The sequence below is a fragment of the Devosia sp. genome, from assembly GCF_040509215.1.
Taxonomy (GTDB): Bacteria; Pseudomonadota; Alphaproteobacteria; order Rhizobiales; family Devosiaceae; genus Devosia.
The window spans coordinates 1-8,572 of the sequence record NZ_JBEVLL010000311.1 but is presented as its reverse complement, the minus strand read 5'-3'; the positions used below and the strand labels follow the sequence as shown (position 1 = coordinate 8,572).

The following is an 8,572-nucleotide window of genomic DNA, read 5'->3' as shown; positions in this document are numbered from 1 at the left end:
GGACATCGTTGACGCCTCTCCGGAATAATTCGATAATGTGGGCTATCTAATCCACAAGAAGCGCGTGCACTAACTCGCCGGGGCGGCGGAACCGCCGCCGCCTCCCTCTTCCTATTCGGATATCGCGAGATTGCTCATGACCGGATCACGGCTTCGCTACTCTCTGGATGCCGGAATTGGTAGGCCTCAGGACTGGTCTTTCAGCTGGATGCTGATGGACGATGTGACCTTCGGTTCGACGTGCGGCTTTTGCGGACAATCCCGACAGCGCATTAGTTATGAAATCATGCGCGATGCCGAGCGCCTGTGGATCTGCCAGCGATGCGCCGGGCGCTATTGCCTTGGTGGAATGCTCGATGGGGCACCGCTCGATCAAAAAACAATACGTGGCCAGGTGCACGGCCTTACGGCACGGCTCAAGCAGCGAACCTGCCAGGACATTGTGCGTAAGGTATCGGCGGGCGCTGATGATCAAGCCCTTTTGGAAGTGGCCCTCTATTTCGACCGCAACCTGCAGCTGTCGCCGCTGCATGCCGCCCGGCTCTTCCTCGCTATCGAAGCACTGGAGGAACCAATCGATCGGCGTGTCTTCGAGGTGCAGACGCGCAGCCAGGCACACCAGCATGAATTCGGGGAACTCGATAATGGCGCTCGATCCATGGTCTGGCCCGCCCTGACACCACAACAGAAGCGCCGCCTGGCGTCGCTTGGTTTCGCCCCCAAGGGACATGGTCGGTCGAAAGACGTTTCACAACGACAGTTGGGGCGTTTTGCGCGTCCAAGACATGATCCGCAGATCCACACCCTAACCTAAAATGGGCCGGCATAAGCCGGCCCATTTTCCTTAGCGGACTACGTAGACGATGCGACGGGAGTCGGGGTCAACCAGCACGGGCTGCCCGTTGATGTATACATATTGGTACTGGTAATCCGGGATGGCCTGCAGGGCGACCGTGTCGGGAACGCCGGCACCGATCACCACCTCTCCATCGAGATAGACCGGATCGAGCGGGTTGGCGGTGACATAGGTCCGCGCGACTTCCGGCGGATCGATGATGGCGCCAGCCGTTGCGCCACTGGTGGTGCCGACGGCACCGCCCACAATGGCACCTACAGGGCCACCAACGAGGGCGCCGACTACAGCACCAGTCGCTGCGCCAGCTACGGCGCCGCCAGCGGCGGAACCATCATCCTGATAGGTCACGGTGGCGATACCGGCAGAGGGAGAGCGCTCGGTGAGGACCACGACATTGCCCGACACGTCGGCGGTGAGATAGTCCGAATACGACCAGCCGCTGACGCCATTAGCCGTCACCTGACACCACTTGCTGGCGTCAAGGCAGCCTTCCACGGTGGCGCTGCCGCCAGCCGCGATAAAGCCCACGGACGGGAAATGCGGCCCTGGGCCGGAGCGTATGTTGAGCTCAGTTGTGGCGGTAGCCATGGTCGACTGTGCGAGGGCGGCGCCGGAAAAACCGACGGAGGAAAGGGCAGCGAGGGCAATGAGGGTGAGATGCTTTGTCATTTGAAATCTCCTTGCGGCGCAGGTCAGACACCTGTGCAATCGTCAAAATCTGAAGGAAGAAAAAGCGTCACTCGGTGACGGTGACGTTGGGCAGATCGACGTTGACGGTGTCGCCATTGGTGGAAATGCCACCATTGACCAGCCAGACGATCAGGATCACGGCAAACACGGCGGCAATGATCCCGCCGATGACGCCAAAGGGACTACCGCTGTCGACGACAACGGTCTCGGTGCTGGAAGGACGTTCGATGATGGTTTCACGTTCGATTGGCATGCTTGCCTCCGTCTTGGTGATGGAAGGTAAACGGCTGCATCAAGCCTGAGTTGCTTTAAGTAACTGAGTTTATTGTGATATTTGGATTATTGTTGTCGTAAGCCAATTGTCAGGAAAGGGCGCGAGCAAGAAGAAGGGGCGGCGGGAGCCGCCCCCTGCTTTTGATTACTGTGCCTCGGGAGGACACTTTCCATCCACCCGGACTTCGGGCGGGCAGGGGAGCTCATCGGCCGGCTGTGCCTCTGGCGCAGGGGAAGTTTCTTCCGCCGGAGGTGCTTCCGAAGGAGCCGCTTCCTCAGCAGGGGCAGCTGCTTCATCGGCAGGAGTCTCTTCGGCAGGGGCCCGCTGTTCGGCGGGTGCCGCCTCAGGTACCGCCGGCTGCTCCGTTGTCGCGGCCGGCGCGGCCGTCTCTTCCGGCATCAGAGCCGCAGGCTCTTCTGTAGGTGCCACGGATTGTTCGGCCGGCTCCTGTTCGTCGGTCACTGGACATTGGCCATCGACCATGGATTCGGGCGGGCAAGGTGGCTCATCGGCGGCGGGCTGCTCTTGCGTCGCGGCAGGTTGCTCGGCATCTGCCGGAGCCGGTTCGTCTGACTGGGCCGCTGCATCGGGAGCAGCGGGCTCAGCTTCGGGAGCTGCAGCGTCAGGGGATGGCGGTGCAGCTTCGGTGTCGCCTTCGGCCGGCATTGCCGGCTGTTCCTCGTCGGGCGCTGCCGGCTGAGCTTCGAGGTCGGCCTCGCCTTCTGCCGCGATCTCGGCAGTCGCACCAGCCGTGCCGCCGGCTGCTTCGATCGCCTCGGGGGCTTCGGTCTCTTCGACAGCCTCGGGAGGGGCGGCTTCGGTCTCGGTGGCCGCGACATCCTGATCGAAGACGGCGATGGTCTGGGCTTCGACTGCAACCGACTGTTCCGCGGGACTTGTGGCTTCCTGCGGCTGATAGACGATCACCTGCTGGTTGATAGTCTGCTCGATATAGGTGACGTCGATGACATTGTTGACGACAACGTCACCCTCAACCACGACGGGTCCCAGAAACTGGGTCTGGGCGTAATAATCGGGCTGATCGCTGCCGATGATGATGCTGACGGCGAGGTCGGGCTCGATGAAGCGCTCGGTGGGAACGAAGACCCAATAGCCCTCCGGCAGATCGCGCTCGCGCACGACGACACTGACAGCATAGCCATCTTCTTCCGGCGGCAGCGGCGCCCAGCCGACGATGTTGTCGCTGCGACGCCAGCTCACCCAGGCCGGCGCCCATTTGGTGCCCGGAACCCAGCACCAACCGAGGTCGCGATCCGGGAACCAGCGGCCATAGTGATAGGTGGCCCAGGCAAAGGGCTCATCGGAGGCAAAATACCAGCCGCGGCCTTCGACATAGAGCCAGCGTCCTTCGGTGTAAGGACGCCAGCTGGCATCGACGCCAGTGGGGCAGAAGACATATTGGTAGCGGGCGTGGCGCACCCAGACACCATGCGGTTGCAATTGATCGAAAAACAGCTGGAAGCTAACGGTGGCCGACTGGGCTTGCGCCGCCGTGGCCGAGAAGGGGAGACCTGGCGAAAGGGTGACGACGGGAAGGCTCAGGACAGCCAGCGCAACGCCGGCAAGAAGACGCGATCTCAACATGATCGTCCTCATGAGTTGGGGCCATGAAAAAGGCGGCCATCCGAAGGTGGCCGCCGTGTGGGACTACTTAGCTTCGACGGCCACGACCGTGCCGGGGGAATAGACGACGGTTCGATCGGTCATATTGACGAAGTAGGCGCGGTCATTGGTGTAGAAATAGCCGTGGGCGCTATCACCTTCGATGACGTGAAGCTCCACTTCGGCGGGGACGACGTAGCCGACCTGGATATCCCCATCGATCACCACGGGATCAGTGGGATTGAGACGCACATAGTCCACTGAGGACGCCTCGACCCCTCCGACAGCGCCAATCGTTGCGCCAGTGAAGCCGCCGATGGCGGCACCGAGCGGGCCGAATACGAGGCCGCCGACAACAGCACCGGTGACGCCGCCAGCTGCGCCCCCAACTGCGGCATTGGCATTGGCGTCAGCATCGCCCTTGATGATCTGGGCCTGTGCAATGGCAGGCATGCCAAGCAGAGCAATTGCAATAGCGCTAAAAATGATCTTCTTCATTCTATCCTCACTCAAAAGCTAGAGATGCGGATAGAAATCCAGAATTGCTTAGTTTGTTCCAATATGTGATCGCGTATTTCTGTTGTTACAGAAGTATTACATGCACCGTAACCTTCTTGTAATGAACAATATTTTATCCATTTGGAACTGCATGCCGCAATTCGACCTTATCATATAGAATATAGGGGTTCATCATGCTCATACTTCTTGCCATGGCCGGCTCGGTTGTCGCCGCCCTTGTTGTCGGAATTTATCTCAGCATTTCGGTGGGGGAGGAGGTGCCCGTCTTTGCCGACGAGCCATCCGAACTCAGCGCCGGGCGAGAGGTAGACGCATTTCCACGGTGAGGCCGCCACGCCGACCTTGGTGATAGGCTATGGCGCCGCCATTGAGCTCCAGAATTTCGGTGGCGATGGCAAGGCCCAGCCCCGTGCCCGGAACCGCTTCATCAAGGCGTGCACCGCGACGGCCAAGCTTCTCGATTTTCTTCGCCGGAATACCGGGGCCATCATCGGTAATCTTGAGCACGGCCATATCCGCCTGCCGCAAAACCTGCACCACCACCGAGCTATTGGCCCATTTGGCGGCATTCTCCAGGGTCACACCCACCAGTTCCATCAGGTCTTGCCGGTGGATGTCGACATGCATGTCATCGCCGAGTTCGGCCAGCCAATGCAATCGCTCTCCCCGCTCGGTCTTTCTCAGCACGGTCACGGTGCGCAGGATAGCCGTGTTCAGGGAGCTGCTTTCCCTATGTTCGCCCGAGCGCGTTCGAAGCGAGGCGAGGCGCATCTGGTAGTCCACCCGGCTCGACATTTCGAGGGCCAGTTCATCGAGCGAAATCGCCTCCGCCTCTTCGCCGCGGTCACGTAGGCGCATGGCAATGCCGTGTAGCGCGGCCAGTGGTGTCTTGAGGCCATGGGCGAGATCTGAAGCCCGACGCCGCCCCCGCTGGGCCAGCGCCTCGCGCTCGGACAGAAGCCCATTCACCTCATCGACCAGCGGCTCGATTTCGGAGGGGAAATCTCCTTCCAGCCGGTCCACCTCTCCCCGGCGGACATCGTCGACGGCGCTGCGGAGGCGATTGAGCGGCATGAGCACGAGCCGCAACTGTGCCCAGGCCGCCGCGACGATGGCGATGCCAAGAAGGCCGAATAGACGCAGGATATCCCAGCCATACTGGACGCCGGCCTCATGGATACGGTCGTGATCCTCACCAACCGTGACGCGGAAGAGGCGCGTTCCGATCTCGACGGTTCGGCTCACAAGAATCAGGTGTAGTCCGTCACCGTTCACCCAATGGAAAGCCTCGCCATCGGCGACGTCGCTAGCTGGAAGTTCCTGGTCGAACAGCGACCGAGATCGCGCCATGCCCGTGTTGTCGAGCGCCTCGATCTGCCAGTAGCGCCCGCCCAAGGGTGTTTCGTAGCGCGGGTCGGGCAAAGGGGCGAGGATCGTCGTGACGGTTTGCGCGGGGTCGATCAGCGCGACGAGTCGCGACAGCGCTGCATCGAGGTCACCCCTTACGCTGCGTTCCAAATTGTCGACGAACAGAGTTTGCAGAATGACGCCCGCTAGGATGAGCGAACTGGCAACCATTACAAGAGCCAAGCCCATCAGTCGCAGGCCAAGCGAATTGCGCCTCAATAGTCGTCTCCGAGCGTGTAGCCAAAGCCACGACGCGTCTTGACCACCTCGTGGCCCAGCCGCTTGCGAAGACGCGCCACGAGCACCTCGACGGCGTTGGATTCCCGCTCGAAGTCTTGTCGATAGATGTGCTCGGTGATTTCGAGCTGGGAGACGGTGCGGCCACGATTGTGCAGCAGGTACGCGATGAGCCGGAACTCCTGCGGAGTCAGATCCATAGGCCGGCCGTCTTCGGTCACCTGCATACTGCGCATGTCCAGCTCGTATTTGCCGAAGGGAATGCGCGGCGTCGCCACGCCTTTCGACCGTCGAATGAGGGCGCGGATGCGGGCAACGATCTCAAGGGCATGGAAAGGTTTGACCACATAGTCGTCGGCACCTGCCTCGATACCTTCTACCCGTTCCTCCCACTGGCCGCGGGCGGTCAGGATCAAGACCGGGGTTTCCACCCCTTGGCGCCGCCAGCGCTTCAGTACTGTCAACCCATCCATCTGCGGCAGGCCGAGATCGAGGATTATCGCATCGAAGGCTTCGGTATCGGCGCGATACCAGGCAACCTCGCCGTCACTCTCGCAATGCACTTCAAAGCCGGATCGCCCGAGCGCGGACTGGAGCACATCGGCAATCCGCTCGTCGTCTTCCGCGACGAGGACTTTCATGGCTCGCTTCCAATAAAACGGCCCGACTGGGCATAGTAGTATTCCTGCGTCACGCGCCCGTCGGTCCGCAGCACCTTGACGGAATAGACGAGAATACCCTGCACGTTGAGCAATTCGGCGTCGATGACCGACCCTTCGGAGCGCGCCTGCAGTTCGGGCATTATGCTCGCAAGGCTGACAGCCCTGCCGGCGTTTACCACGTCCCGGGCGTAGTCCTGCGAATAGTGAACAGTGCCATTGGCATCCGTGGCGGCAGACGTGTCCGGACCAGGAGTGGTCGTGCTGCTACTTTGGCCATTGCCGTTGTTGCCATTATTCCCGGTATTGCCGTTTCCACCGCCGTCGTTTTGACTGTTCCCGTTCCCGTTCCCGTTCCCGTTCCCGTTCCCGCTGTTTTGGCCGGGGCCATTTCCATTGCCATTGTTGCCGCCGCCATTGCCATTCTCTTGGCTATTTGCGTTTCCATTGCCCTGGCCGTTACCATTGCCCTGCCCATTATTCTGGGCGAACACAGGCGAGGCCGAAAGACACAGCATTGTCAGTATCAGAACTAAGACCCGCATAACTCTGACATATCCCCTTCAAGCTGACAGAACGCTTACAGAGTATCTAACGGTTGCGTCACTGCGGTTATGTCACCCTGATCTTCGGTGATGCACGTCCCATGCAGGTCTGTTGTCATCCCGCCGCCGAAGTCCGGATGCGCTCGCGCCGCCCCCCAAACACACGACTGCAATTGGACTTCGGCGGCAATCAAAACTTGGCGCTGTGTGGGAGCGCGAAGGCGATGAGGACAACCAACAAAATGCTTGCAAGACTTGTGATTATACTGGCGACCATTTCGACCATGACTGGAACGGCCAGCGCACACCACAAGCCAGGACACCAGATACCACCGGGCCAAATGAGGAAACTGTATGACCCGAAGTCTGTTGTGCCAGCAGAAGCGGAGTCTGTCTGCTTGGTGACCACAGAGATTGCTGGCGACCCCTACTCGGACATTATCTACTCGGAATGGCTGCCGCGGGCCGAGGCCGAGGCCAAAGCCAACTTGGGATATAGCTTCATCATCTATCATCCGCGTTTGAATAGCGCGCAGGGGTGCGCCGGTTTCTGATGTCGCAACGCTGAACACTGGAGAAGCGCGTGATTGGATGACGCGGATCTGGCGTATCGCAACTTCCGCCGCCGTGAAGTGACTGTTTGGAGAGGGTTAAAGGGGGCGCTTCCCAGTGCGGCGGGTGCCTCGCAGCCAGTCCAACGTCAACTCACGCTAATGGCGTTTTGCTCTCTCAAAGCTATCCTACGCTCCGCGCGGTCGCCGCAGTGCAGCGTTAGCTCAACTGTTGCCGACGATCTTAGTGAGGATTCAATCTCTGAATAACGGAGGAGGCTAACAGACCGAACCTGACAAATCACTGACGGAAGTGCGAAGGCTGAGCCTGCCCAAGACCAGCCCTTTGACCTCCGAGAGGTGAAAGGGCACGTTGGCGACCTTTAGGCGATACTCAATAGAGCATCAGGTCCGTCGAGCATTGTAGAGGGATGACTGCAGCAAAAGCGTTCAAATGCTCCTGACGACCGCTTTCAGGGAATCGAAGAGGCACCCCCAGTGGAAGGAATGGGGCGCTTTACCGATCTGCAGCCAACGCTCTCTATTCGACTACATCTGGGTCGCTTAAGCGTCTGGAAAGCTGGCACTCACCCAGCGAGAGGTGAGCGTCGCGCAGCTTGCTCGTTCGGCTACACAATCAAGCCCCTATCTGGGTTTCGAGGAGGGCCCCATTCGGCGAAACGGAGCCCTCCTCTGCCGGTAGAGTTCAGGGCCTGCTGACTACGGCATGGGATGGCCCTGAGCTGTTTCTTTCAACAATCCCCGCCGCGAGCAGTCCAGTAAATTTGCTAATTGGCCAATGAAAAAGCCGCCTCTCATGACCTCTGTTGGAGCGCGTCGGCTTTGGTCGAACATCCAGTGCAAGAGAGGGTCAACGCTAGAACTCATGCCGGATGCTCAGGGCAGAGAAATGGTGAAAAGCGTCAAATGTTCCCAGCCAACAAAAATAGGAAGGCTCCGACCGCCCTCACAGTCAAAGCCTTCCCTCGCCGGTAGATCCGCCGCAACGGTTCACCGGTATTCAAATCGCTCAACACTGTCACGAAAAAATGCCCCGGCTGACTGACAGACCGGGGGGCAGTAGACAGGCCTCGGACACATCCACGAGCCCGAAGACCTTTTGGGGGACAACTATGGAAGCGAGCGCCCGGAGTAGCAGCAAGGACGCTCGGCCAGTTGAACGGCGAGAATCGAAAACCGTTTCCAGAGTC

Annotated in this window: 11 protein-coding genes; 4 read left to right on the top strand and 7 right to left on the bottom strand. The window is 59.9% G+C overall.

From position 1 onward, the window contains the following. Positions 1–136: 136 nt before the first annotated feature. Positions 137–814, top strand: a complete 678-nt coding sequence (locus tag ABW043_RS17430; protein WP_353922466.1) for a hypothetical protein — start codon at positions 137–139, stop codon at positions 812–814. Positions 815–844: 30 nt separating this feature from the next. On the opposite strand, the gene ABW043_RS17425 is transcribed toward ABW043_RS17430, so the two are convergent. The 4 genes from ABW043_RS17425 to ABW043_RS17410 all read right to left on the bottom strand — a co-directional run bounded on the left by ABW043_RS17425 (position 845) and on the right by ABW043_RS17410 (position 3,941). Beyond that, positions 845–1,525: a DUF1236 domain-containing protein gene (locus ABW043_RS17425; protein ID WP_353922465.1), complete on the bottom strand. Its 681-nt coding sequence runs from the start codon at positions 1,523–1,525 to the stop codon at positions 845–847. A gap of 67 nt (positions 1,526–1,592) precedes the next feature. After that, positions 1,593–1,799: a hypothetical protein gene (locus ABW043_RS17420; protein ID WP_353922464.1), complete on the bottom strand. Its 207-nt coding sequence runs from the start codon at positions 1,797–1,799 to the stop codon at positions 1,593–1,595. A gap of 165 nt (positions 1,800–1,964) precedes the next feature. Further along, the gene (locus ABW043_RS17415) at positions 1,965–3,425 is read right to left on the bottom strand and encodes a DUF6600 domain-containing protein (RefSeq protein WP_353922463.1); all 1,461 of its coding nucleotides are present in this window, start codon (positions 3,423–3,425) and stop codon (positions 1,965–1,967) included. Positions 3,426–3,488: 63 nt separating this feature from the next. Continuing rightward, on the bottom strand, positions 3,489–3,941 hold the full coding sequence (locus ABW043_RS17410) for a DUF1236 domain-containing protein (protein WP_353922462.1): 453 nt from the start codon (positions 3,939–3,941) through the stop codon (positions 3,489–3,491). 194 nt (positions 3,942–4,135) lie between these two features. On the opposite strand from ABW043_RS17410, the gene ABW043_RS17405 reads away from it, so the two are divergent. Continuing rightward, entirely contained in the window at positions 4,136–4,288 is a 153-nt protein-coding gene (locus ABW043_RS17405) for a hypothetical protein (RefSeq protein WP_353922461.1), read from the top strand. On the opposite strand, the gene ABW043_RS17400 is transcribed toward ABW043_RS17405, so the two are convergent. From ABW043_RS17400 to ABW043_RS17390, 3 genes are read right to left on the bottom strand one after another with little or no spacing between them, the layout of a single operon-like run. Continuing rightward, positions 4,251–5,540, bottom strand: coding sequence for an ATP-binding protein (locus ABW043_RS17400; RefSeq protein ID WP_353922460.1), 1,290 nt, complete (start codon positions 5,538–5,540; stop codon positions 4,251–4,253). The genes ABW043_RS17405 and ABW043_RS17400 overlap by 38 nt on opposite strands. Before the next feature lie 44 nt (positions 5,541–5,584). Beyond that, a complete protein-coding gene (locus ABW043_RS17395; RefSeq protein ID WP_353922459.1) occupies positions 5,585–6,247 on the bottom strand; it encodes a response regulator transcription factor in 663 nt (220 codons plus the stop codon). Then, positions 6,244–6,408 (bottom strand): PepSY domain-containing protein, encoded by a 165-nt coding sequence (locus ABW043_RS17390; protein ID WP_353922458.1) that lies wholly within the window; start codon positions 6,406–6,408, stop codon positions 6,244–6,246. The genes ABW043_RS17395 and ABW043_RS17390 overlap by 4 nt, the downstream gene beginning before the upstream one ends. A 129-nt stretch (positions 6,409–6,537) precedes the next feature. Here ABW043_RS17390 and ABW043_RS17385 point away from each other — a divergent pair, with 129 nt between their 5' ends. Both ABW043_RS17385 and ABW043_RS17380 read left to right on the top strand, forming a co-directional pair. Next, positions 6,538–6,801 (top strand): hypothetical protein, encoded by a 264-nt coding sequence (locus ABW043_RS17385; protein ID WP_353922457.1) that lies wholly within the window; start codon positions 6,538–6,540, stop codon positions 6,799–6,801. Between the two features lie 182 nt (positions 6,802–6,983). Next, positions 6,984–7,364, top strand: a complete 381-nt coding sequence (locus ABW043_RS17380; RefSeq protein ID WP_353922456.1) for a hypothetical protein — start codon at positions 6,984–6,986, stop codon at positions 7,362–7,364. Positions 7,365–8,572: the final 1,208 nt, after the last annotated feature.